General features: G+C 41.3%; 26 protein-coding genes and 1 pseudogene. 11 read left to right on the plus strand and 16 right to left on the minus strand.

The features are described 5' to 3' along the window. Position 1 precedes the first annotated feature (1 nt). A complete protein-coding gene (aphA, locus tag TY87_RS06300; RefSeq protein WP_100186430.1) occupies positions 2-712 on the plus strand; it encodes an acid phosphatase AphA in 711 nt (236 codons plus the stop codon). Positions 713-809: 97 nt separating this feature from the next. Here the strand turns inward: aphA and TY87_RS06305 are convergent, their stop codons facing one another. After that, on the minus strand, positions 810-1,400 hold the full coding sequence (locus TY87_RS06305) for an HD domain-containing protein (protein ID WP_100186431.1): 591 nt from the start codon (positions 1,398-1,400) through the stop codon (positions 810-812). A 311-nt stretch (positions 1,401-1,711) separates the two neighbouring features. Here TY87_RS06305 and TY87_RS06310 point away from each other — a divergent pair, with 311 nt between their 5' ends. After that, positions 1,712-2,107: a hypothetical protein gene (locus TY87_RS06310; RefSeq protein ID WP_100186432.1), complete on the plus strand. Its 396-nt coding sequence runs from the start codon at positions 1,712-1,714 to the stop codon at positions 2,105-2,107. 185 nt (positions 2,108-2,292) lie between these two features. On the opposite strand, the gene TY87_RS06315 is transcribed toward TY87_RS06310, so the two are convergent. The 5 genes from TY87_RS06315 to TY87_RS06335 all read right to left on the minus strand — a co-directional run bounded on the left by TY87_RS06315 (position 2,293) and on the right by TY87_RS06335 (position 7,833). After that, entirely contained in the window at positions 2,293-3,339 is a 1,047-nt protein-coding gene (locus TY87_RS06315) for a Stealth CR1 domain-containing protein (RefSeq protein WP_100186433.1), read from the minus strand. Positions 3,340-3,508: 169 nt separating this feature from the next. Continuing rightward, positions 3,509-4,318 carry a substrate-binding periplasmic protein gene (locus tag TY87_RS06320; protein ID WP_232617080.1) on the minus strand — a complete coding sequence of 270 codons (810 nt, stop codon included), beginning with the start codon at positions 4,316-4,318 and terminating at the stop codon, positions 3,509-3,511. Then, positions 4,308-5,588, minus strand: a complete 1,281-nt coding sequence (locus TY87_RS06325) for a sensor domain-containing diguanylate cyclase (protein WP_198432050.1) — start codon at positions 5,586-5,588, stop codon at positions 4,308-4,310. The genes TY87_RS06320 and TY87_RS06325 overlap by 11 nt, the downstream gene beginning before the upstream one ends. A 228-nt stretch (positions 5,589-5,816) precedes the next feature. Further along, positions 5,817-6,632: a 2,5-didehydrogluconate reductase DkgB gene (gene dkgB / locus TY87_RS06330; RefSeq protein ID WP_100186436.1), complete on the minus strand. Its 816-nt coding sequence runs from the start codon at positions 6,630-6,632 to the stop codon at positions 5,817-5,819. Between the two features lie 13 nt (positions 6,633-6,645). Then, positions 6,646-7,833 carry an MFS transporter gene (locus tag TY87_RS06335; RefSeq protein ID WP_100186437.1) on the minus strand — a complete coding sequence of 396 codons (1,188 nt, stop codon included), beginning with the start codon at positions 7,831-7,833 and terminating at the stop codon, positions 6,646-6,648. 170 nt (positions 7,834-8,003) lie between these two features. Here TY87_RS06335 and TY87_RS06340 point away from each other — a divergent pair, with 170 nt between their 5' ends. The 3 genes from TY87_RS06340 (at position 8,004) to TY87_RS06350 (ending at position 11,240) form a co-directional block, all read left to right on the plus strand. Continuing rightward, positions 8,004-8,894 (plus strand): LysR family transcriptional regulator, encoded by an 891-nt coding sequence (locus TY87_RS06340; protein WP_100186438.1) that lies wholly within the window; start codon positions 8,004-8,006, stop codon positions 8,892-8,894. A gap of 135 nt (positions 8,895-9,029) precedes the next feature. After that, positions 9,030-9,245: a YgaP family membrane protein gene (locus TY87_RS06345; RefSeq protein WP_072840111.1), complete on the plus strand. Its 216-nt coding sequence runs from the start codon at positions 9,030-9,032 to the stop codon at positions 9,243-9,245. A 27-nt stretch (positions 9,246-9,272) separates the two neighbouring features. Next, a complete protein-coding gene (locus TY87_RS06350) occupies positions 9,273-11,240 on the plus strand; it encodes a putative bifunctional diguanylate cyclase/phosphodiesterase (RefSeq protein WP_100186439.1) in 1,968 nt (655 codons plus the stop codon). A 39-nt stretch (positions 11,241-11,279) separates the two neighbouring features. Here TY87_RS06350 and TY87_RS06355 read toward each other — a convergent pair whose 3' ends face one another. The 3 genes from TY87_RS06355 to TY87_RS06365 form a co-directional block, all read right to left on the minus strand. Further along, a complete protein-coding gene (locus TY87_RS06355; RefSeq protein ID WP_100186440.1) occupies positions 11,280-12,089 on the minus strand; it encodes an SHOCT domain-containing protein in 810 nt (269 codons plus the stop codon). A gap of 304 nt (positions 12,090-12,393) precedes the next feature. Beyond that, positions 12,394-13,254: a glutathione-dependent disulfide-bond oxidoreductase gene (yghU, locus tag TY87_RS06360; RefSeq protein WP_100186441.1), complete on the minus strand. Its 861-nt coding sequence runs from the start codon at positions 13,252-13,254 to the stop codon at positions 12,394-12,396. A gap of 45 nt (positions 13,255-13,299) precedes the next feature. Next, positions 13,300-14,076, minus strand: coding sequence for a ferredoxin--NADP reductase (locus TY87_RS06365; protein WP_100186442.1), 777 nt, complete (start codon positions 14,074-14,076; stop codon positions 13,300-13,302). Positions 14,077-14,531: 455 nt separating this feature from the next. Between TY87_RS06365 and msrA the strand changes: the two genes are divergently transcribed. The 4 genes from msrA (at position 14,532) to TY87_RS06385 (ending at position 17,448) form a co-directional block, all read left to right on the plus strand. After that, positions 14,532-15,158: a peptide-methionine (S)-S-oxide reductase MsrA gene (gene msrA, locus TY87_RS06370; protein WP_100186443.1), complete on the plus strand. Its 627-nt coding sequence runs from the start codon at positions 14,532-14,534 to the stop codon at positions 15,156-15,158. A 271-nt stretch (positions 15,159-15,429) separates the two neighbouring features. After that, positions 15,430-15,999, plus strand: a complete 570-nt coding sequence (locus TY87_RS06375; protein WP_072840118.1) for a porin family protein — start codon at positions 15,430-15,432, stop codon at positions 15,997-15,999. Between the two features lie 144 nt (positions 16,000-16,143). Next, positions 16,144-16,881 (plus strand): oxygen-insensitive NADPH nitroreductase, encoded by a 738-nt coding sequence (nfsA, locus tag TY87_RS06380; protein WP_232617081.1) that lies wholly within the window; start codon positions 16,144-16,146, stop codon positions 16,879-16,881. A 42-nt stretch (positions 16,882-16,923) separates the two neighbouring features. Continuing rightward, on the plus strand, positions 16,924-17,448 hold the full coding sequence (locus TY87_RS06385; protein ID WP_072840120.1) for a peroxiredoxin: 525 nt from the start codon (positions 16,924-16,926) through the stop codon (positions 17,446-17,448). Between the two features lie 94 nt (positions 17,449-17,542). On the opposite strand, the gene TY87_RS06390 is transcribed toward TY87_RS06385, so the two are convergent. Both TY87_RS06390 and TY87_RS06395 read right to left on the minus strand, forming a co-directional pair. After that, complete coding sequence (locus TY87_RS06390) at positions 17,543-18,775, minus strand: NAD(P)/FAD-dependent oxidoreductase (RefSeq protein ID WP_100186445.1); 1,233 nt, start codon at positions 18,773-18,775, stop codon at positions 17,543-17,545. 47 nt (positions 18,776-18,822) lie between these two features. Next, positions 18,823-19,695, minus strand: coding sequence for a LysR substrate-binding domain-containing protein (locus tag TY87_RS06395; RefSeq protein WP_100186446.1), 873 nt, complete (start codon positions 19,693-19,695; stop codon positions 18,823-18,825). Positions 19,696-19,795: 100 nt separating this feature from the next. Between TY87_RS06395 and TY87_RS06400 the strand changes: the two genes are divergently transcribed. Further along, a complete protein-coding gene (locus tag TY87_RS06400) occupies positions 19,796-20,221 on the plus strand; it encodes a VOC family protein (protein WP_100186447.1) in 426 nt (141 codons plus the stop codon). A 73-nt stretch (positions 20,222-20,294) separates the two neighbouring features. On the opposite strand, the gene TY87_RS06405 is transcribed toward TY87_RS06400, so the two are convergent. Together TY87_RS06405 and TY87_RS06410 are read right to left on the minus strand one after the other, a co-directional pair. After that, a complete protein-coding gene (locus TY87_RS06405) occupies positions 20,295-20,777 on the minus strand; it encodes an Hsp20 family protein (protein WP_100186515.1) in 483 nt (160 codons plus the stop codon). 190 nt (positions 20,778-20,967) lie between these two features. Further along, entirely contained in the window at positions 20,968-21,930 is a 963-nt protein-coding gene (locus TY87_RS06410) for a LysR family transcriptional regulator (RefSeq protein ID WP_100186448.1), read from the minus strand. Between the two features lie 174 nt (positions 21,931-22,104). Between TY87_RS06410 and TY87_RS06415 the strand changes: the two genes are divergently transcribed. Then, positions 22,105-22,761: an NAD(P)H-dependent oxidoreductase gene (locus tag TY87_RS06415; RefSeq protein ID WP_100186449.1), complete on the plus strand. Its 657-nt coding sequence runs from the start codon at positions 22,105-22,107 to the stop codon at positions 22,759-22,761. A 268-nt stretch (positions 22,762-23,029) separates the two neighbouring features. On the opposite strand, the gene TY87_RS06420 is transcribed toward TY87_RS06415, so the two are convergent. From TY87_RS06420 to TY87_RS06430, 3 genes and pseudogenes are all read right to left on the minus strand, one after another. Continuing rightward, a complete protein-coding gene (locus tag TY87_RS06420) occupies positions 23,030-24,097 on the minus strand; it encodes a GGDEF domain-containing protein (RefSeq protein ID WP_100186450.1) in 1,068 nt (355 codons plus the stop codon). A 105-nt stretch (positions 24,098-24,202) separates the two neighbouring features. After that, a complete protein-coding gene (locus tag TY87_RS06425; protein ID WP_100186451.1) occupies positions 24,203-24,664 on the minus strand; it encodes a heparin lyase I family protein in 462 nt (153 codons plus the stop codon). Positions 24,665-24,799: 135 nt separating this feature from the next. Beyond that, positions 24,800-25,336: pseudogene (locus TY87_RS06430) on the minus strand (DUF924 family protein). Positions 25,337-25,394: the final 58 nt, after the last annotated feature.

Below are 25,394 nucleotides of genomic sequence, written 5' to 3' on the forward strand. Positions count from 1 at the left end.
TGTGAACCATACTCTACGCTCGATAACGCTTGTACTGGCTTGTGTCGCTAGTTTATCTGCTAACGCGGATCCAAAAACACCTGGTACTCATAAAGGCTATTCCACCATTGATATGACCACTGCGGGCATGCCAGCTGATGTGAAGATGATTTCTGTTGCAGATATCCAGAAAGAGCTGCAAGGCAAGGCGCCTTTTGCGGTTGGTTTTGATATCGATGATACGACCTTGTTTAGCACGCCGGTTTTTTATCGTGGCCAACAAGAATTCTCGCCAAACGGTTATTCTTACCTAACGAATCAAGACTTTTGGGATAAAGCAAACTGTGGCTGGGACGCATTCAGCATGCCGAAGAATATTGCCAAAGAGTTGATTGCGATGCACCAAGAACGTGGTGATAGCATTTATTTCATTACAGGTCGTACAGGTTCTGATTGTAATTTCACTACTGAGTATTTGAAAAAGACTTTTGATATCAAAGATATGCACGATGTTATTTTTGCGGGATCAAGCCGCACTGAATACACGAAAACTAAGTACATCAAAGATAATGACATCAAAGTTTATTACGGCGATGCAGATGGCGACATTATTTCTGCCCGTGACGCGGGTGCCGAGGGAATTCGTGTGATGCGCGCGGCTAACTCTAGCTACACACCTATTCCAAAGAATGGCATCTATGGCGAACGAGTGTTAAAAGACTCTCAATACTAATCTTCCTATCGATTAGTATCAGAAAACAAAAGCCGAAAATCACTGGATTTTCGGCTTTTTGTTTTTCTACTATTAGGCTAATTCAAGACAGCGGACTCTATCTATGAAAATACTGGCCAACCAATTTTTGCACTAGATTCCAGATTCTTTTTGAGCCCGCGCTAATCACTGACCCATAACGCTGTTTAACTTGTTCATGGCTGACATTACCTTCGATCCATGTACCGCCGTTGGTAGCCACGTTGTGAATCAATGGTTGTAGTCGGTCTAGAGATTTCGCAAACACGGCGTCATTTGTTTCAGCGGCTTCAAATTCGTACCAAAGGGCTTTGAGTTCTTCACCTTGAGATGTTGGTAATAAACCAAAGAGACGATCCCCAGCTTTTTGCTCTGCCTCTTCTTGAGCTGTGTTATCCACCGTTTCATGTATCGGGTGATCACCCGCGTCGATTTCAACAATGTCATGGATCAAGAGCATTTTGATCACGCGCTCAATATTAATTTCCTTGTCGGAACTGTCTTTTAGGATTAAGGCATACATGGCCAAATGCCATGAATGTTCGGCAGAGTTCTCTCTTCGTGATTTATCAATCAATGGCGATTTACGGATAACAGATTTTAGTTGGTCTATCTCACATAAAAAGGCGAATTGTTTATCGAGAGTTTGGTCGTTTAGTTGCTCTGGCATGAAATACCTTAATCTGTCTTATTAGAGTTTGATCCAGAGTAACCAAGAAGCTATGAGAATTCGACCCTAAGTTTAAGGCTAACCTACAGATAGCAAAGCAGGCTTTAATAAATAGCCAACTGAAAAAGACATAACACAATAAGAGTTATATTCATTTCATCTAATGTGATGTAGCGCACGATCTTAGTCGGAATAAACTTCTATGATGGAACTAAGAATTGATCCGCGGAGTGTCCGCGAGGTTGAGTCTTAGGTCGTATCGCTGGCAAGGCTTAGGCGACACGGTTTTTTACCTATTTAAGGAGATCCGTATGTTTAAGCAACTCACTTTACTATCTATTATTGCTGGTGCATCCATTATGACGGCCAGTAATCCGATTTTTGCCGCTGATCAGGACAGAACTCAAGACAAGGATCAAATCCAGCGTGAAGACATGGAGATGGTTTATGGTTCTCAACTCATGACCCAGCAAGAGCGGTTACAATATCATCAGAAATATTTTGCATTAAAAACAGAACAAGAACGCGAAAAATTCCGTGACTTGCACCACAACCAAATGCTAATTCGGGCTCGTGAACAAGGTGTCACTTTGCCTTCTTGGTCTAGTGACATGGGAATGAATGGCGGTGGTATGGGAAGTAATCGTAATGGTGCAGGAAGCAATGGCGGCAAAGGTAACGGTGGTTCAGGTTCACCGTCGAACTAGTTAATTCTAAATGGGCCAACTATCCAATGAGTTTATCTGGTAGTGGGCCCATCTCTTTAGCTTCCACAATCTAAAAGATCTAATAGCCTGTCTGTCTGGTTGATTTAAGTGTACTAAACCATTAGCCACACTTATTTTTTGTAAACTAGCCACTCATTCCGCTGTTACATTGTTCGATAGCGACATCATGCTTCTGCCAAATTTGTCGCCGCCTCCTCTGATTGCAGACACAACTCTTTAATGGCTGTATTTAGCCCCGGAAAACCACCAATAGCCTGAGCAATCCATTCGGCAGCATTAGGGATAATTTCGACCAGTTGAGGAAGATCATTAACGCATAGAAATTTGATGCTAGGATCTGTCGCTCTACTCAGTATCGCTAAAGTGTCGGCAGGAGGCTGTCCTTTTCCATATCCGCTCGAGATGTGAAGGTGGTCATCTGATGTGTTGATCTTGGCCTCTTTGTCCATGATACAAGCATGATTATGCAGACCCTGCGGGAGAAATTGCTCCAAATTCCGAAATCTGTATTTAATGTTATTGAGAAACTCATCGGGATACCGTTCAAACAATTCAGCCATCTTTGAACGTCGAAAAGGGTGCACAACATGAGCAGCAGAAAACAGCTCTGTAGCGGGAAAACCAATAATTTTCGCCGCATTTATCTGCATGAAATAGTGAAATTTCGCAGGGTCATCCAGTGTTTCGGCACTGCTAAGCAACCCGCTATAGTCAACCCACTTGCCCCGCAAAATAGGAGTCAGTCCGTCAAAAACGTCTGTCGGTTTTAGAGGTGCAGCCAAGAACACATCATCATTGAAGTAGATGAAGCGTTCACTCAACCCTTCAATTCGCCACAGCATACTTTCAATAGTTAGAGAGTTGAAAGTTGGTAACACGTGCGTGAAACCGTCAAAGATTTCCGCATGGTAAGCAAGATGCACCTTGGCCCTAATGCTTTCTGATAGGCTTGATAAATCGGGGCCTTCCTCATCAACAACTATCCAGATTTTACCTATCCACGGCGCATGATTTTCGATCGATTGGATGCAGTACAAAATTTCATCGTTACACATCCATCTATGAGGATTCGACGCATTTTCATGTAGCGGCAGAGACTCCATTGCCATATATTTTTGTCGTTTCTGACGGTGTTTCACAGCATTTCCATCGACCCAAGTGATGACAGCATCAATCGGTTCAAGCTGGAGTTCGGTTGTATTACTTAGCATTTCACTATCCGTACATGTTGATGATCTCTTAGCTGATACGAATAGTGGTTCAAGCTGATCATCGAACAAGTCAATTCTAGATGGGTCAGCTCTTCTATGAGTTGATCTGATAGTGAGCCCATCTTTTTTAGTTTCCAACAATTCCAAAGCTATGCTGGTCTGTCTTACGTTACTTCTCTAATGAAACTTTGTATTTTTTTAGAAGGGCCTGCTCTTCTTTGCCCTTCATGGCCAAGCGGCCTTCGTTCCAAATATTGATCAAGTCTTGTCTTTTTTCAACGGGCATTTGTTTTGAAAAGATAGGCATTTCGACCAATTGTTTTTCAAAGCCGGGGCGCACAATTATAAGGTCATCATTTAAATCTAATTGGTTTAAAACATATTGAAGAACAAGGTCGTTATCGGCGTATAAGTCGACGCGATCCTCTTTAATCATATGGAAGATACGATCAACTACGTCATCATAACCCGCGATTACTTCAACAAAATCCGAGTTCGCAGGATCATCAATATAATGTTGATAGCCAGCACTCATCGAACTGTAATCCCAACCCGGCCCCGTGGCGATACGTTTGCCATTTAAGGATTGAATGCCTTGATAGCGCCAAGAGTCACTTTTTCTGACAACAAAAGCGGTAGCGTATGAAAATGTTGCCTCACTGGCATAGACAAAGGCATTGTCTGAATTCTTCGAATAGAGATATTCTGGCAGCATGTCACAAAGCCCTTCAGCTACCATGTCTAATCCCCTTGCTAGCGGCACTTCAAAGTATTCGAGGGAATAATCTTTTGATGAATAAATTTGCTCCACCATATCGATGACAACACCGCGTTCAGGCACTTCTTTTGTGGGAAATATGGTCATTGGTGGCCATTGGTCATAACACACTTTTAGTGTTTTCGCATGGCTAACACTCGACACGCCAGCTCCCAAGGCAAACATAAGGAAAGATAGCATTCTTAGTTTATTATCTCTCAACGCGATCTCTCCCCTTATCTTTCGCTCCGTACAACTTCAAATCGACACGCTTAAACAGTTCATCAATTAATTGATCTTCGGGACCAGATGACTCAACACCAAGGCTTACAGTATAAGTGACCGTCTTACCTTCCACTTCTAACGCGGCATCACTTATAGTTTGACGTATTTTATCAGCAAGCTGGCAAGCAGCATCTAATCCGGTATCAGGAAGAAATATGGCGAACTCTTCACCGCCCACTCTGCCAAGAAGGTCTGATTTTCTTAAAAAGCCCTGAAGTGTTTGGGTAAAGTGGATCAGTACTTTGTCCCCGATAAAATGACCATAAGTATCATTGATACGCTTAAAAAAATCTAAATCCATCAGGATAAAAGACGCTATCGATTTTTGACGCTGGGAAAGAACCAGCAACTGTTGTGCTGTTTCAAAAAAGCTTCCTCGATTTAAGACGTCAGTCAAAGAATCTCTTGTTGCGAGGTGTTTGAGTTTTTCATTGAGAATTTGTAGGTCTTCGGTGCGCTTTGCCACAGCATCTTCTAACCAATCTCGCCGGGCTTGCTCGCCTTCAAGCAGTCGAGCTCGATCTGTCGACATGGCACTGAGCATATTATTCATATGTTCTTGAAGCTGGCTGAGTTCATTATTGTCAGTGTTTGATAAATTAATTCGCTTACTAATGCTTGGGCTTAATTGCACCTCATTCACCTGCGACATCAGCTCTCTTAAAGGAGCGGCTAAATAGCGGTCAAAGGCCCAAATAAACAGCCAGAATAAAACAGTTAACTTGATGAATGCGGTAATAGCAATCAAAGCAAAGCCGAACCAAACTCGTTCTAGCACCACACCTGAGGATGAATAAAGTACCAGCGTACCAAGAGGTATGCTTTCGCCATTTAGAGACCAGCTTAATTCTGATGTCGAATCAAAAATAGACAATGGAACAGAGGTAGGATCGTAAAATCTTTTCGATATTATACTTTGCGAATTTTGATCGAAAACATCCACACCTTCAATAATTGGCATTTGAATAAGCCCCGAGGTGAGCGAATCTAACTGATTGTGGTTGTACTGCCACAAGCTAGTCGAAATAGGACCTCGAACGGTTGCATCCAATTGCTGTAATTCACTGACAATAGCATCCTGCGTTTTCAGATATTCACTCAAAAACTGCAAACTTGTGATTAGAAGGGTAACAACCAAATAAATGGAAAAAATCACACGCATCATTTTTTGGGAGAGATTGTTTGGACGCAGAAACCTTACAAACATTAACAACAACCCTTTCCAATAAACTATCCAATAAACTTTAAACTAAAGTTTATCTTAGATGACTCCCGTAACTAATGGAACAAACTTAGACAAAGTCTGCATAGATGCTTTTTATTTGGTATTTTTCGCAGCTATTTTATTCTTCTATTTTTCCCAAAACGAAAAAGCCAACTCGTCGAGTCAAATCCCTCAACAAGCCAGCTTTTTAAACGCTAATATTCTTTAAAACTAACTAAATGCATCCCATTCAGGGGCAAAATCTGGGTTGGCCTGTCGATCATTACAATCCAATTCGGCAATTCGATCCATGTCTGCATCGCTTAGAGTAATACTTACTTTCTCAAAGTTTGAAGTAAGGTTCTTACGTTTAGTAGACGACGGAATAGTGACAATATCGCGCTGAGCCAGCCATTGAATAACTAGTTGCGCAGTACTTATTTGGTGTTTTTCAGCAATAGCTTTTAGCGTTTCATCAGACAATACTTTGCCATAGGCAAACGGCATATAACCTGTCACTGCAACCTTATTAGTTTGGCAAAAATTCACTAGCTTGTCGTTTTGCAAATATGGATGCACTTCGATCTGGTTCGTGAATAGCTCGTCTTCACCCAGAATGTCTAGCGCTTGTTGAGTTTGCGCTATGGTGAAGTTAGAAATACCGATTTCGAGTGCTAACCCCATATCTTTCGACTTTTTCAATTCGTTTAGATACAACACCATATCGACTTCATCTTGCGGCGACGGCCAGTGAATCAAAAGTAAATCCACATAATCGGTTTTCAACTTAGTAAGGCTTTTTTTCACACTATCGATGAATTTGTCCTCGCTAAAAGCTTCGAACCAAACTTTTGTCGTAATGAACAATTCGTCTCTTGGGATACCGCTATCTGCAATGGCTTGCCCTACTTCGGCTTCATTCCCGTAGATTTGAGCAGTGTCAATATGGCGATAGCCTTCTTCTAACGCCATTTTCACAGAGTCATAAGCGACTTTATCTTGAAGTCGAAAAGTGCCCATTCCCAGCGTAAAGTTGGTATTTTTCATAATATTTTTCCTGTTAAAGGTTATTTAATTGAACCGTAAAGCGGTCTTTCTTATCTAAGTAGCCGCTAAAGCGTGTCAGAACCAGCGCCACCAAAACAATGACCGCACCAACCCAAGCCGTATCTATTAAGCGATATTGATCAACAATGTGTCCGCCTATAAGCGCTCCTAACGCAATGCCTACATTGAACGCAGCGATGTTTAAACCCGAGGCAACGTCTACTGCGTGGGGCGTTTCTCGTTCCGCAATTTGCACTACATAAACCTGCAAGCCTGGTACATTACCAAAAGCGAAAGCGCCCCAAAGCAATACGGTTATCAAGGCCAGCCATGGATAGGGCGCGGTGAAGTAAAAGAGAACAAGCACCGCAGCCAAAGCCAAGAAAATATAAGACAAAGCACTAATCGGACCAATTCGGTCAGCCATTTTTCCGCCCCAAATATTACCAATCGCTACCGATACACCGTACACCAGCATGATCAAACCAATGGCGGAAGATGGGAAACCGCTCACAGATTCAAGAATGGAGGCGAGAAAAGTAAAGGCCACGAACGTTCCGCCGTAACCCACTGCTGTCATGGCATACACCAAAAGCAAACGTGGCTTAACCAATACAGACATTTGTTTTACCAAACTGGCATTAGGGGATTGTTTAAGATTATTTGGCACTAGAATTGCGCTGCCAATCATGGCGATTAAGCCCAATGCTGAGACCACCAAGAAAGTCGCACGCCAGCCGAAATGCTGTCCAATCCAAGTTCCTAACGGAACACCAGTAACAAGAGCAACGGTCAAACCAGTAAACATGAGCGCAATCGCGCTGGCCTCTTTTTCTTTCGACACCAAACGTGTGGCTATCGTCGAACCGATCGAAAAAAATACTCCGTGAGCCAATCCGGTTAAGATACGAGCAACAATGAGCGAGTTATAACCCGGTGCCGCCCAAGCCAGCATGTTGCCAAGAATGAACAAACTCATTAAGCCAATGAGCAGCCATTTACGATTGAGCTTGCCCGTCAAAGCCGTTAGCACTGGTGCGCCAACCGCAACACCTAACGCATACAAACTGACGAGCAAGCCTGCACTGGGTAAACTGACGGATAAATCATTCGCTATCGTCGGTATCAAACCTACGATAACAAACTCTGTGGTTCCTATTGCAAAGGCACTGAGAGTCAGCGCCCAAAGAGCAAGTGGCATAATCATGCACTCCTATATTGAAGAAACATTCCATTAAAGAAAGCTGCCTTTAAAAGAGACATTTCAAGTTTTGTTGGAGTGGAGTATGAAGCTTGCTAATATTTACAAAAACAGCATAAGTAACAAATTACTTTATCAATAACAGCAATAATAATGTGATGGAATAAGCAATGAACGGCATTCGATCAAAAACAGAAGACTTAGAAATATTGCTTGCGGTTGCCGATCATGGCGGCTTCTCTGCAGCAGCCAATGCATTAGACATTCAAGTGGCGAAAGTATCTCGTGCCATAACTCGCTTAGAGCAAGAACACGCATGCAGTTTGTTTACCCGCACGACACGAAAAGTCAGCCTAACACAGGAAGGCGAACGCTTTATCATGGCGATTCGCAGTGCAATGGAACAGATTGCTGGTGCGGAGTTTGCGCTTACTGCCCAAAAAACCAGACCTTCTGGGCGATTACGCATCGATGCAGCTAGTCCTTTTGTACTTCATCAACTCGTTCCTCTTATTAAACCCTTTAGAGCGGCTTATCCAGATATTGAACTTGAGCTAGTATCGAACGACAGCATTATTGACTTAATTGAAAAACGCACCGATCTTGCTATTCGTATTGGAGGATTAAGTGATTCAGGATTACATGCCACCTTGCTTGGAAGAAGCATACTTCATTTGGTTGCTTCGCCAGATTATCTGGCAATAAACGGCATACCAAAGACAGTCGAGGAGCTAGCACTGCACGATATCATCGGCTTTTCCGATATTGCCAATTTAAACAAACTGCCAACAATACCACCTATTCAACTGTCAATTGACATCAAAGCAAGTAGCGGCGAAACCGTTCGTCAATTGTGTTTAGCAGGTAATGGCATTGCCTTACTCTCTAACTTTATGGTGAGTGAAGATATCAAAGCAGGACGCTTGATCAGCCTACTAATCGAATCCATACAGACACCCAATCCCAGAGAGCAAGTTAATGCGGTCTACTACAAACACACAGCTCTAGCATCTCGTATTGAAGCTTTTTTAAACTTCATCAAAACGCGCCTTATTTTGTAGTCAGGAAGCCCTGTCAACACACTCCAATTACAAATGTGATGCAATTCCTTACAGTCTTGATATTGTTTCTTATCCGCATAAAGCCGACTATTTTGCAGTACTCGTGATATTAATAAATTTAAAAGGCAGTCCTAAATGAAAAGAAATTTACATCCTGCGGATAGAATAATTCGAGGCGTTGTAGGAATTGTATTTACTGGTTTTGCTCTTTTCAACGGCGACTATTTAGAAGAGCCTGTATTAGAAGTATTAATAGGCGTATTCGGTGCACTCAACTTAATATCCCTATTGTCAGGATGGTGCCCCGTTTATCATGTCGCAGGGATTAGTACCTATAAAGTTAAAAAATAAGAAGCCTTCCACCCACTCAAGGTTTTTATGACAGCACTGTTAGAGTTACAAAGAGACAAATCCTTCCGCTTAAAGCTGATACTGATATGTCTTACTGTTGCGTTATCTGTCGCCTCTATTTATACGGTCGTATCTTATCGCCTTGCGGCTGATCTGGGTCTAAAAACAGCGCTAGACTCACTACATAGGCAAGCCATGTTGATCCATGGTGAACTTCTCATTACTAACAAGAAAGCTCCTGAAGAACATCTCGCAGAACTTATTAAGTTGGTCTACTTTAATGGTCATTTAGAGGAATCAGAGCTTTATATAAAAATCACTGGACCAAATCTAGAATGGTCTATTGATCATAAAATGAACCCTATTGAGATTGATCTCTTATTATCTAAACTCATGTTGTTGACAAGCACGTCTTTATCTACCGTTGATATGCCAAATGGCCAAGAAACAATGAGTGGAAAGCAATTTCTTTGGCAGGTGGTAAGAGGGGATAAATACCAAGTCATCATTATCAAGACATCAGAATATATTGATAATACACTCACATTTGTGATGAAACGCCTCATCATTACCTCAATTATCGTCTTCTGGTTAGCAACTTGGTTCGCACTGACTCTATCATCATGGATGAATAAACGCGTTCAGGATAAAAACGATTCACTAGCTCATCTGGCGACTCATGATTCATTAACAGGATTACCCAACCGCCTGTTTCTGGCTAACATGATGCACCCCATCATTATCGATCACTCGGATCCAACGTATAAAAAATACGAAGAATTTTATAGCCATCACCCTAAACAAGGTTGTCTTTTTGTCATCGATTTAGACAAATTCAAAGAAGTAAACGACACATTTGGGCATGCAGCAGGCGATACTCTTTTAATAAAAGTGGCTCAAAAACTGAATCAAGTATTAGACGACGCTCAAACGCTTGTTCGCTTTGGTGGTGACAAATTTATCATTTGGGCACCAGAAGTGGATATTGAGCAAGCTAAAAATCTTGTACAGAGATTAATCATTACCTGTAATGAGCCGGTAATGATTAATAAACTCGCGATTAGCACAGGTGCCAGCATTGGCCTTTCACATTATCCAAGCCAGGCCACAGACCCAGAGTCGTTGATACTATATGCTGATACGGCCATGTATGAAGCGAAACAAAATCGCAGTGGCTGGAGTATGTTTAATGAAAGAAATATACAGTGCGGTCGCCAGCGCTTAAAACTTCGTGCCGATTTAGATGATGCATTATCTGAAAGGCAAATTAAGCTTCATTATCAACCTAAAGTGTCACTTAAAGATGGTCATATTATTGGTGTTGAAGCATTAGCTCGTTGGTATCATCCAACAGATGGGCTTCTACCCCCAGCCCATTTTATTGAGTTGATAGAGCAAAGTGGTCGTGTTCAAGAATTTGGCCGCTACGTTATTACAAACGCAATTGAACAGCTTGACCTTTGGCACCAGCAAGGGCTGTTTACACCCATCGCAATTAACCTATCACCTTACAATTTACTCGACCCAAGTTTATTAGACTTCACTCTTAGGCTACTTAAAAATCATAAAATTGAAGCAAATAAACTAGAAATAGAGTTAATCGAATCTGCAACCAGCGTCAACATAGAATACATATCTCAAAGTCTAAATAACTTTAAAGAAGCCGGAATCAAATTAGCTATAGACGATTTTGGCACAGGCATGAGCTCTTTGTCTTACATCAGCAATCTTAATGTAAACCACATAAAAATTGACCGATCGTTTATTGATGGAGTAGAGCAGGATATTAGAAAACAAGCCGTCGTGTCATCTGTCGTCATGCTGGCAAATTCTTTTGAATGCGAAGTCATCGCGGAAGGTATAGAAAATAAATCACAATCAGAAAGGTTAATCGAAATGGGCTGCCTTTACGGGCAAGGCTATTATTACGCCAAACCAATGACAGCAGAAAACATGCAAGCCATGTTACAGGCTGATGCTGCTCTGCCGTTCTAATTGGTTGCAATTACCTAACAAAACACTCTATTTACTCAATCAAATACGATTGAGTAAATCTGTTTTCTTAGAATTGTATTCGTTATCTGAAATCGCGCCCATATCTCGCAACTTAGCCAACTTTTCAATCAATTGAATCACTTCATCAACAGACGATGCATTAGTCAAATTCTGAGGAGCTTGCATCGCAGGCGCTGGCGTAAAGGCCATTGGCGCAGGCGGAGCCACAAAGTTATTCTGTGGTGCTAGATTTTGTTGTGCTGACTGTTGTGATGATTGATTGTTCGTATTTGAGCTAGACGAACCTGCACCAGAAACAATGGGTAAGGTATTCACCGGAATCGTGCCGTATTGGCTCGAAAAAGTCAGTGATGAATTACCGCCCTGCTGCTGGCTTATGCCACCAATATTATTGTCTAACGTATCGTAAACCGTCACATTGCCATTCACTTCAACCGCTAAACGATTCGGAAAAATAGCGTAACGCGTGCTATTTTGCGCACCGCTGCTAAAAGGCTGACCAAGATCACCCGGCCACCATTGATTACTGGATTTTGAGCCCTTTGGTAATGGCATGAACACTTGCATATTAGCCAGGCCGTTAGCCAATTCATTACACAGGTTATCCACTGTCGATTTCAAACCATAGTTGAACATGTCACCCACCATGGTCATGCCTCCGCGCATCCACTGACCGCCACCGCCCAGCTCAGGGCAGTTGAACTGTGCCATCGAACCATTGCCATTATTGACGGCAATCAACATGTGCATCACAGCATCAAAGCTTAGGTTGTAGCGACGGGAAAGGGAGTTAACTAGGTTTTGTCCATCTTGCGTTAAATTTTGCATGGTAAAGCTCTCTAAATGAGACGTAGAGCTGTTCTCTTTTATCTAGCCGCTGCAAAAAAAGGCAAACATCGCCTAGTACATAGACACAAACAAAGAGTAGGTTGCAGCATCATGCTGGCCAACAGATTTCGTAGGCCTCAATTCTAACACAGACACGTCTTACAAAATGGTGACAAGCCACAGAATAAACACAAATAACTGTTTATTTTTTGAACTCTTCTTATTTATTACAAATAAAAAAGAGACAAGCCATTTTATGCCTTGTCTCTTTATAAAAATGCACCATTTCAGCTCTATTTTTTTACTAGATAAGGCCGTCGAAATCCGCTGCATCATGGCGTTCTTGAAGCTTAGCGCCATCACCAAAAGCCTTATTAACAATGCGACCGCGCTGTACCGCTGGACGCTGCTCAATAGCTTTAGCCCAACGCAATACGTTTTTATAGCTAGTCACATCAAGGAATTCCGCTGCGCTGTATAAATTACCTAGCACCAAATTGCCGTACCAAGGCCAAATCGCGATATCAGCAATAGAATATTCCTCACCCGCCATATAAGTATTATTCGCTAACTGCTTATCCAATACATCTAACTGACGTTTGGTTTCCATAGAAAAGCGATCAATTGGATATTGCATTTTCGTTGGAGCATAGGCGTAAAAATGACCAAAGCCACCGCCTAAATAAGGCGCAGAGCCCATTTGCCAGAACAACCAGTTACGACATTCTGTTTTAGCAGCTAGATCTTTTGGTACCAAGGCATCAAACTTTTCAGCTAGGTATTGCAGGATAGAACCAGACTCAAATACACGAGTTGGTGGCGTGGTACTATGATCCATCAAGGCAGGGATTTTGGAGTTAGGGTTGATCTCAACAAAGCCTGAACCAAACTGATCACCTTCACCAATGTTAATCAAATACGCATCGTATTCTGCTTCGTTGATTCCCAAAGCTAAAAGCTCTTCCAGCATGATGGTAACTTTTTGACCATTCGGCGTAGCCAAAGAATGAAGTTGAAGTGAATGCTTACCGACTTGCAGGACATTTTCGTGCGTTGCCCCTGCTATTGGACGGTTAGTACTGGCAAATTTACCACCATTTTCTGTATTCCATGTCCAAACCTTTGGAGGAACATAATCTTGATTCGATTTTGTATCAGTACTCATAACATCTCCTAAATTTATTTGTCAGCGAGAAAATTACTCTCGCAGTTAATGTTCGACAAAAGCTCGCTCGATAACATAATCCCCTGGCACACCGATTTTTGGTGATTCGTTAAAACCAAGTTCATCGAGCAAAGCGGACGTATCTTTAAGCATACTTGGGCTACCACAAATCATGGCTCTGTCGTGAGCAGGATTCAACTGAGGCAAACCAATATCTTCGGCTAATTTACCACTGCGAATCAAATCGGTCAGACGACCTTGATTGCGGAACGGTTCACGCGTCACGGTTGGATAATAAATTAATTTGTCTTTTACTTGCTCGCCGAAGAATTCATTTTCAGGCAATTCTTTTTCGATGAAGTCAGCGTAAGCCAACTCACTAACGTGGCGAACACCGTGAATCAAAACAATTTTTTCGTATTGTTCATAAGCGTCAAAATCTTGAATAACACTTAAGAAAGGCGCCAAGCCTGTGCCAGTAGACAACAAATACAAGTTTTTACCTGGGTGTAAATCGCGAGTCACCAAGGTACCAGTCGGTTTGCGGCTGACCAAAACATCATCGCCGACTTTTAAATGCTGTAAACGTGAAGTTAACGGCCCGTTTGGCACTTTAATGCTAAAAAACTCCAAGTGCTCTTCATAGTTAGGGCTAGCAATACTGTAAGCACGCATCAAAGGACGAGTTTCCGTTTCCAAGCCAATCATAACGAATTGACCATTATCGAAACGTAAGCTTGGATTACGTGTGGTTTTAAAGCTGAATAAATTTTCATCCCAGTGGTGAACGCTTAATACACGTTCAGTAACAAATGCACTCATGACTACCCCATTAAAATTTGTACAAAGAATATTTCTTTTCAAACCTCAAACAGCACAGCGGTAATCTTCACCTACCTAACAGTGCGAATTAACAGTGATCGTATCCATGAACAGATGAGAGTTGAATTGACTGTTAAACATACTATAAGACAATCCTATATTTGTTTAATTGATTATTTAGATGTCTTTAATATGCTCAGCATATATACAGCCAAATAACGGCTCCCTTTAGAACCGCATCTAGTGTGCCATGCAAATGTACAAAAAATAGGTCATTAAGTAGGAAGATAACGTATTAAACTTGCTTACACCTTATCTAGCATTCGAGATGTCAATTTCCTCCTACTGTTTATATCTATTATATAAGTGTAAGAAAAAATAGATGTAAGAAAAGCATTCCCCATAACGCCAAAGAGCTAGATGACATATTTCTTATGATTTAAAGGACACACAAAATGAGCATAAAACATATATTTAACAGCGCTTTAGGATTGCTGCTTCTTACTGGAGTAACAACTTTTAGTAGCATGTCACAAGCCGCACCACAAACCATGATAGTCGCAGGCGGTTGTTTCTGGTGTGTAGAATCTGATTTTGAATTGGTTCAAGGTGTCAGTGATGTTGTCTCTGGCTATACAGGAGGTCATACTGAAAACCCAACGTACAGCAAGGTATCTGCCAAAAATACCGGCCACTTTGAAGCCGTTGTCATTTATTTTGATGATGACATCGTTTCTTTAAAGACATTGGCTGACTATTACTGGAAAACAATTGACCCAACCGATGCCGAAGGCCAATTCTGTGACAAAGGCTCTCCTTACAAGACCGCGATGTTTTACCAAGATGACCAACAAAAAGCAGTTTTTGAAGCGTCTCTAGCTAAGGTCAAAAAAACAAAACCGTTTAAAAACGATATTGTTACCGAAATTCTTCCTGCCAAAAAGTTCTACCCTGCTAAAGAATACCATCAGAGTTACTACACCAAGAATCCCATTCGTTATGCTTTTTACCGTGCAAGCTGCGGCCGAGACAATCGTATTGAAAGCTTATGGGGAGAAGTGGCTAGTCATCAATATCATTGAATAAAAACAATTAATAAATACATAAAGGTGCCAGTGTAACTTCGAAGCTCTGGCACCTTTATGTAATTCTTTTACTATCTTCAACCTAATTTTCTCCGCTCAATCCCTCTCTATAAAGTATCAGCAAAGCGTTTCTTACCTAGGTTTAACGCATAGAAAATGAAGCAAATAGGTAAAAGCCTTCGGAAAACTAGCCATTCAAAAATTCATGTCCCAGAGTAGTAACTCAACTCGCAAAGTTCTCAATTAAGTAACTAAAAGGAGTTATACAATGAAAAAATTTATTCCAGTAATCGCAGGTAGCATCGCTATAGCCTCATTCAGTGCCGCAGTGAAAGCGGAAGATATGGCTGAAAACAACAGTGGTTTCTATGTTGGCGGTAATTACGGTTATCTTAAAGTGGAAAGCGATGATGACTTTGATGACGATAACGATGTAGTACAAGGTATTGTCGGTTACCGTTTCAACTCTTTCCTTGCCTTAGAAGGTAGTTACATTGACTTTGGCAGCTACGGCAACAGTGCCGCAAATGCAGAAACAACTGGTTACACAGCTGCGTTAAAAGGAACAATCCCTATCACTCAAACGGTTGAGCTCTTTGCAAAGGCTGGTCAGCTTTGGCATGAAACCGACTATAACATCGCCTCGGTTAAAGGCAGTTCAGACGATAGAAGCTTATTTGCAGGCGCAGGTGTTAACTTCAAAGTGACAGAAAACTTACTAGTTAACGCTCAATATACATGGTACGACGTTGATCTAAACGCAGATAACGTTGATTCTAATTCAGACTTTGACTCTGATTTTAAACAAGCTAGTGTTGGTGCTGAATACCGCTTCTAAAAAAACTTCACCTGTACATAGAAAGACTTACCCCAAATGGGTAAGTCTTTCCTCTGTTTATACTTCTTTATTACTGATAGTACTTTGACCCATCACCACTAAGCCTCTAGTATCTATGCATCTCATTTTCAAAAGATGTCGACTATGAACCCAATTCTTCAAGCTCAGTCAAATCATAAATCTATTCGTCAATACACAGACAAAACCATTGATGAAGTTTTACTCAAGCAACTTATCCAGTGCGCACAAGGCGCGGCCTCTTCAAGTTTTATTCAGGCCTATTCCCTTGTTCAAGTATCTAACAAAGAAAATCGACAAAAAATTGCAACGCTGGCAGGCGGTCAAAAATGGGTCGAATCTGCAGCAGAATTCTTTGTCATCTGTGCAGACCTTACTCGCGTTGAGTATTGCAGCTTAGAGCAAGGCTTAGGTGAGTTAGAAGGCAACACAGAACACTTTATTGCAGCGACAACCGATGCGACATTTTTTGCACAAAACTTAATGCTTGGAGCAGAATCGGTTGGTCTTGGTGCCGTGTTTATCGGTGGTATTCGCAACGATCCAGAACAAGTTGCTGAAGTATTGAATCTTCCTGATCAAGTTTACCCAATCTTTGGTCTTTGCCTTGGCTACCCAGACGCACAACCTGATTTAAAACCACGTCTACCAGTCGATGTCATCCTTCATAAAGACAGCTACGACAGCAGCCGTTGTGCAGAAGATGTTAAAGCCTATGATGCGCAAATGCAGGCGTATTACCAAAGCCGTGGTGATAATCAGAAAAGCAGTAATTGGTCTGAGCAAACTGCGGCCGCTGTACAGAAAAAGAAACGCGAACATATGCTAAGCTTCTTGCAGAAACGAGGTTTCTTAAATCGCTAATACGTAAATTCAAATTATTAATACGCAAAAAAAGGAAAGAAAATGATTACTAATGTACCTAATGTTGTCTTTAAAACACGTGTTCGTAATGAAGCGTTAGAAGGATCGAACCCATTTGAATGGAAAGACGTCACTACTGCTGATTTGTTTAACAACAAAAAAGTCGTTGTTTTTTCTTTGCCAGGTGCATTCACTCCTACTTGCTCTACATCTCACCTACCACGCTACGAAGAACTATACGAAGAATTCAAAGCGCAAGGCGTTGATGCCGTAATTTGTATTTCTGTGAACGATGCGTTTGTTATGTTCCAGTGGGGCAAAAGCCAAAACGCGAAAAACGTTTTCCTTTTACCTGACGGCAACGGTGACTTCACTCGCCAAATGGGTATGCTTGTCAAAAAAGACAACCTAGGTTTTGGCATGCGCAGCTGGCGCTATTCTATGCTAGTAGAAAACGGCGAGATCAAGAAAATGTTCTCTGAAGCTGGCTTCCAAGACGATGCTCCAAGCGACCCGTTTGAAGTATCTGATGCTGACACTATGCTGAACTACTTGAAAAGCAACTAATTCAAGACGTTAATGAATTGGTCAATAAAAAGCAGACGTTTTCACAAACGTCTGCTTTTTTTGTTTTTACTTTTCTTATTTTCTTTTAGATGGATTACAAACGATTAATTGGTACAAGCGCTTCTAGTAACTCATTACGCTCACCTTCTATTGCTTGAATCAACAACTCTGACGTAGTTGGGCCAAGCGTAAAACCTTGATGCCCATGACCAAAGTGAAACCACAAACCCTTATGATTTGGCGCTTCACCGACAAGTGGCAACATGTCAGGCATACAAGGGCGAGTTCCCATCCATTGAGGTTCTTCTACTTGTTCGCCTAAGTCGATGATTTCATTCAATGCGATAGCTCCGCGTTTAAGCTGGCTAGTATCAATAGCTGAATTAAGCGGTACCAAAGCCGCGCCCGTCGTCACTCTTAATCCTTTAACCATCGGTGCAGCCAGCACGCCATTGGCCACGTCTAAAAATGGCCGTTGCAGTGTTTTTGGCGCGTGAAAATGCCCATGATAACCACGCTTGTACACCATCGGAATTCGATAACCAAAGCGCTTTAGTAACTCTGGCGACCAAGGCCCAAGTGCTACTACCACTTGCTCGACCTTCAGCTCGCCATCACTGGTGAGAATCTGCCAACCCGAAACAGTATGTTGCAAAGTACTGGCGTCACCAGTGACAAAGCGGCCACCTCGTTTGACGAACAAATCGCAGTAGGACTTAGTTAAATCCCCCGGAGAAGAACAACTCCAACTTTGCGTGTAATGCACCGCACCCGCTGGTGTTTTCTTTAATGCAGGTTCTTTTTTCTGATAGCTTTTGCCATCAAAAATATCAGACGTGACGCCATATTCTTTCATGAGAAATTCGGCTTTTTTCGAGGCTTTCTGAAACTCTCTTTCGTCCCTATGTAACATGACAAGACCACAATGAGTAATCAAATGCTCAGATTCAGAATCGCGAATCAAAGGCTCATGATCAGCAGTAGACCGAAAAGTTAGTTGAGAATGAACACGAGAAATCTTAGCGTGTTTTTCGGGCGACGAATTGCAAAAATACGACCACAAAGCAGGCGCCATTTGTAGCGCACCGTTCATCTTCCAAGTCACATCATTGCTAATTTCAAGCGCGTATTTAAACAATGTTGCCATATCTTTTGGCAACGCATAGGGCTCAGCAGCCTCGACTTGAATCATACCCGCATTGCCATAACTGGTTTCAAGACCCGCACCAGTACGATCAACGATTGTTACTTGATGACCACGAGCTTGCAGCGCCAACGCACTGCTCACACCAACCATTCCTGCACCTAAAACAAGAAATTCCGCCATATCCCTACCTCGACATCATTCCAATAGAAAAATATTTAGTCTCATAACTATAGCAACTCACGTGACATTTTGATCAACTGAATTAAACCATTTATATCAATATCAACAAGTGAATGCTTTTTATAAACCAAGCCAATTTCACGCTGTATATTATGATCTCCAAGCTTTAACGCTTTGACTGACTTAGGCCAAGTTCGATGCTCTTCTGTTTGCGGCACAATGGCAACGCCAGCACCTAACTCCACCAGCTTCACAATCGCACCTATCTCATCAACTTCACACTTTTCATCAAGATAAAAAGGCAGCTGCTGTAGCAACTTATCCACTTGCCGCCCACCAAAAGACGTTCGATCATAACGAATAAAAGGACATTGTTTGAGAGCAATTTTCCAATCATTTACGTCATAACTACGTGGCACGATTAAGACAAACGGCTCCTCTATCAAGGCTTCCCAAACCAAATCAGAATGCACCACGAAAGTAGGTTTAATCATTACAGCAAGGTCCAGCTCTCCTGAATCCACCTGATCCAACAACGCCATCGAAACACCTGGAAATATTCGTGTTCGACAATGAGTATGTTGCTGATGAAATTGCGCCAAAACAGTAGGTAAAAGCGTTCTTTGTATAGAGGTAATCGCACCAACATTAATAAGCTTAACGCCTTCCGATGCTTGTGGCGTCATACCTAATTGGCGACAACGTTCAACAATATCTTTCGCCTGCTCCAACACAGTCAATCCAGCATGATTAAGATGAGCGGAACGTCCAACTCGATCAAACAAAACTAGACCTAACTCATTTTCCAATCGTTGTATTTGAGCACTAACCGCCGCTTGCGTTAGGCCAATTTTATTACCCGCTGCTGCGAACGTCCCTTCCTCTGCCACGGCAATCAGTGTTTTGAGTTCTTTAATCATTGATCAATTTTTCTTATCATTCATAAAAATATTCATTGATATTATTGTTCTATTGATCGATTTACAATCTCTAAAGTCAGTCATCTGCAGGAGATAAAAAATGAGCTTACAACCCTTTCACCTTGCCATTCCCGTTTACGACGTTCCGCTAGCACGGGCATTTTATCGTGATGTTTTCGGTTTAGAAGAAGGACGATCCGCCGAGGCTTGGGTAGACTTCAATTTTTTCGGTCATCAGTTGGTGATTCATCATCACCCAAAAATGTCATATCAGGAAGCGGCTGGCACGAACTCAGTGGACGGGCACAATGTGCCAGTTCCGCATTTTGGAGTGGTATTAACTTGGGAGCAATGGGAAGCATTAGCTGCGCGACTCAAGGCCGAGGAAACAGATTTTATTATTGAGCCTTATATTCGCTTCAAGGGCCAAGTGGGTGAACAAGCCACAATGTTTTTCCTCGACCCTTGCGGTAACGCTCTGGAATTCAAAGCCTTTAAAGATATGAGACAACTATTCGCAAAATAATATTTATGACTAAAAATTGATAAAAAAGGGCCGTGATTTTTCACAGCCCTTGTGCTTAATAAGCTATTCTTACTTAAGCTACTTTGGACTTACTTTCTATTGAGTCATCTTTTTGATGCTCAAGAACACCATCACTTGCTTGGTTAATGGCAATATTTCTTGGTTTCATTGCCTCAGGAATTTCTTTCACCAAACTGATGGTAAGTAGTCCATTTTTTAGCACCGCATCGGTTACCTCAACATAATCGGCAAGATTAAATTTGCGCTCAAATGAGCGGTTTGCAATGCCTTGATGGAGATATCTGTGCCCATCAGAATCCGCTTTATCACCACGGACAGTTAGCACATTTTTTTCCACCTTAATATCTAGATCACTTTCTTCAAAACCTGCTAAAGCAAGCGAAATGGCGTAGCGGTTATCATCGACCACTTCGATATTATAAGGTGGATAACCCGCAGACACATTGTCCGTTGTTAGTGCATTGTCAAGTAAAGACGCCAAACGGTCAAAACCAATGCTACTGCGATAAAGTGGGGTAAAATCAATTGAGTTCATAATAGATCCTCCTAATTGAAGCAAAATACTAATCATCAAAAGTCGTAACAGAAGTTCTCTTTTAACGTAAGACGAACCTGTCACATTGCTAAAAATAGGATCACCAAGCAAATTTTCAAGCACCTCTTTTAGAAAAAAAAGCTCTATTAAAATAAGCATTTTTTATAAAGCATGTCGTAAAGCAAAGCATTCAATCCTCCAGTACACTTTTCCCTAACAACCCTTTATCTACTAATTGAGTTAAAAGCGCCTTGGTGCGCTCTCGAAACATATCTCGCAAGAGGCGCACCGTTGGCGTGATGGATTGACGACTCGGACTAATTAACCAAAGCTCCACTTGGGGAATTTTATAATCCGGCATCAAAGAAACAACATGACCTGCAAGCAAGTCATTGGCAATATCCAACGAGGACTTTATTGCCACGCCTTTCCCCGCCACGCACCAACGCCGAACCAAGTCTCCATCGTTCGCCGCACAATAGGCTTTGGGCTTAATTTTATAAGAGCGCTCTGCACCAGGCTTTTCACCTGACTCTTTACATGAGAAGTGCCAAGTATCGTTCAAAATATTTTGTAGCTGATAAAACAAACCTTGATGATTAAGCAAGTCTTTAGGATGTTCTGGCGTGCCATGCAATTCAAGATAGCTTGGACTCGCCACTAATAATCGAGGCACATTACATATTTTAAAACCGTACAAGTTCGAATCCGATGGCGCGCCATAACGCAGGGCAATATCCAACGCATCACGATAAAAATCTATATTGCTGTCGCTAACATGAGCTCTTAAGGTGACTTGTGGATACTGCTCCATAAAATCATCCACCCAAGGAATCGCAATATTTCGCCCCAAATCAGACGACACCGCTAAACGAATCTCACCGCTAATGATATCCAAATCATTGTGAATAGTTTGTTTAGCTTGATCCAACATAGACATGGCGGCAATACATTGTGGCAAATAGCGCTCACCAGCACTGGATAAACGTAAGTGACGCGTGGTTCGAACAAACAATTCAACACCAAGTGCAGCCTCTATTCGCTTAACCGCCGCACTTGCTGTCGCCATTTGCATATCTAAATGTGTTGCAGCAGCCGTAATGCTACGAAACTCTGCGACTTTCAGAACGACTCGAAGATCTTCAAGCTGCATGGTTTAGTCCTTATTAGCAAAGAGAATTACCATCTATTATCAAATAATATTTGATAATAATTCAATAAAAACCCTGTTCTTCATTTAATAAAGTCTCGTTACTATAGCGCCATTAATTTTAGCGCTGCTAGTTTTCAGAGCGCTAAACACTTTTGCTTATTGTGGAGATAAAACATGTCACACCAGATTATTGCCGACTTAGAAAAACGTCATACAGCAAAGCAATACGACGCTTCGAAGAAAATTTCTCAGGCAGATTTAGAGGTTATTTATGAAGCAATGCGCCTATCGCCTTCTTCTATTAACTCTCAACCGTGGAAATTTATCGTGATTGAAAGTGATGAAGCGAAACAACGCTTTCACGATACGTTTGCGAACAAATTCCAGTTCAACCAAAAGCACGCCAAAGATGCATCACACATCATCTTATTTGCTCACAAAACCCATTACAAACGTGAGGACTACGCAAAAGTTGTAGACAAAGGCATAGAAGACGGCCGTACTAAACCTGAAAACAGAGAACAGGCCTTCGGCGGTTTTGCTTTCGCAGAAATGAACATGGATGATAACGGTAACAACGCGGCGTGGACAAAGTCTCAGGTCTACATAGCCCTTGGCAATGTCATGCACACCGCAGCTCGTCTTGGTATTGACTCCACACCAATGGAAGGCGTTGACCCAGAACTCATCGGCGAAACCTTCCAAGCTCAACTTGAAGGCTACCAATGCGACGTAGCACTCGCTATCGGTTATCACCACAAAGACGAAGACTACAACGCAGCGCTACCAAAATCGCGCTTAGCTATAGAAGACGTAGTAACCGTGCTTTAAGGTTAGCCAAGTTTCTATAGACAAAAAAGAGCAAGCCATGAAAGTAGCTTGCTCTTTTTTATTGGAATACTTTTACTTAGCAGAAGCCTGCTCATCCGTCTAAGTTGCTGCTATCTTGACGCCAAAGATTAATAAAATCCGCTTCAAAAGTGTCAAAGTGTGTGGCGAATAAAACTCTTTTTATTAGAGAATCAATAAATCTTAAATGCTTCATCAATATTAATTTAATCAAGCTGCAAATTTATCTCAAAATATTTGAATTAATTCGCTATTCAACGACAGTACAGTTCCGCCCCTGATTCTTTGCTTGATAGAGCAGCCTATCAACCCGTTTTAAAAATTGATCTTGGCTTTCATCTGGCTTTACTTCAGCCAACCCTGAACTGAAAGTAACAGGACCATTTAACAGTTTCATCTCTGCAAATCGATCATGTAATATCTGTATATGTTTATAAGCTTCGTTGAGTGAGCATGGCATCATCAACATAAATTCTTCGCCTCCCGTACGAAAGGCCAAAGATCCTGTGTCCTTGGATATTTCAGACAATTGAGTAGAACTATTTATAAGAACCTCATCACCATAGTAATGGCCCCACTGATCATTAATTTTTTTGAAAAAATCGAGATCAACTGCCGCAATAGTCAGACATTCTTTAGTCTCTTTCCACTCACTAAAACTACTTTCAAAAGCACGCCGATTTAGCAACCCTGTCAATGAATCTCGTTCAGATAATTGACGTAACTGTTCTGATAGTTGTTCTACTTTTGAATGCCTTAAAAGGAATTTTTTAGTTAGATTTTCCATCATTAACAACATGAAAATGCTAGTCACAACAGAAGTTGAAGCTAGATCAATTAAGCGCGTTTCATTATCAGGATAAGTCGAAATCCATTCAGGATGGTAATATTCAATCATTACTAATGGGATAGGTACTAAGACGGCAAAACTTTGGCCAAAATAGCGATAATAAGGGTTTTTTCGAAATGCGACTGAGATATACATGAAAACACAAATATTTAAGAAAAAAGTCGGACCGAAAGAACCACCATTCAAGAACCAATTAATCGGTAATGTAATCGTAGTAATCATGACCATAAAAGTGATGGCCATACGTTGATATTCGTTATGCCAGCGAGAACGATACCAAATACCTAATGTGCTAATGGACATAGCTAACTGTATACAGATATTAATATAACCAGAAGCTGAGGTTACATAATTGATAGCCGCAGCGTACAAAAATGCAACAAAGACAATTAACTGAACCGCATGCTGCGTGTATTGCTGTGGATTATCTCTACTTCCAAGTAACCAACTCCTTGTTTTTTCAATCATGTTTCTTCAATCCATTGTTAGGAAATAAAAAAATATAGCACTAGACCATTGTTAGTTTTTCTACTTCAGGGGTCAAATAAACTGAATACAAAACCATCAAGTTTCCTAACTCGTTCCTCTATATGATTTGAAAGCTCTTCCGGCAGTTAAAAAAATAAACGGTGGGCCTGAGCCATTATGTTGATGAAACTGACCAAGGGTAACTGTTGCTGGGGATATGCTTTCAAAATCAGTGGGTATATACAGTGACCAGTTAAACCAAATTTCACCAGTCACATCACCAGTCGAATATTCATAGCGTTGACGATCATTTTTGCAGTCACACCACCCCTCTCCATCATGACCGCAATCTCCATCTCTAACTTCGAAACGGAACGATGAGTTACCGGTACGAACCGGCGCTCCATCAGACACATTAGCAGTTGCCACGCCATAAGGCTTAAATCCAACAGATAAACTCTTTTTAACCGATAAATTGGTATTGGAATCCAAGGTAGAGCAAGCACTCAGAAATAAAAAGCAGCTTAAAAATAGTAATATTTTAATCCGGATTATCAATTTACCCATGAAAATATAGCGTTTTATAAATCGAATAAATTAACCTTCTATCAGATTAATTTATTGTTGATCAAAAAACACTCATTTCATTATAAAAGTGAACACTGGATAAAAGCATGAATACGCAAGACGTTTTGATGGGAATTAGAAACTTGAATTGGGCTCTTCTAAAAATACCAACTCTTCAGCGGAAGATTTTCGCCCTAAGATGGCATTTCTATGTGGATAACGTCCGAAACGATCCACAATTTTTCTGTGCTTTAACTCAAAATCTAAATTATTAACAATACCCAAATCTCTAAATAGATTTACTGCTTCCTCGTGAATCACGGCGGATTCACTGTGCATAAACGGCATGTATAAAAAGCTTCGCTCTGACAGAGATAATTTTTGATCAAAACCCTTATGAATTGCAACCTGAGTCAGCGCTAACGCCATAGGGTCAGCTGCAAAAGATTCAGGTTGATCGCGGTAAATATTACGTGAGAATTGGTCCAGTATGATTATTTCAGCCAATGCGCCTTTAGGAGAATGACGCCAAGCGGACAACTCGCCCTAAACCGCTTGTTGATGAAGTTTGCCAAATTTAGTGATGATTTTATTATCGAAGTCGATGTCTTTTTTAAACCATGATTCCGGCTCAATATCATTAAACCAAAAATCCAAAACGTCTTGATACATAACGTCAGCCTCACATTTAAGATGTAGCTAAAAATATAGTGCTTAGAATCGTTATATT

This window comes from Marinomonas sp. BSi20584, assembly GCF_002792415.1.
GTDB classification, from domain to species: domain Bacteria; phylum Pseudomonadota; class Gammaproteobacteria; order Pseudomonadales; family Marinomonadaceae; genus Marinomonas; species Marinomonas polaris.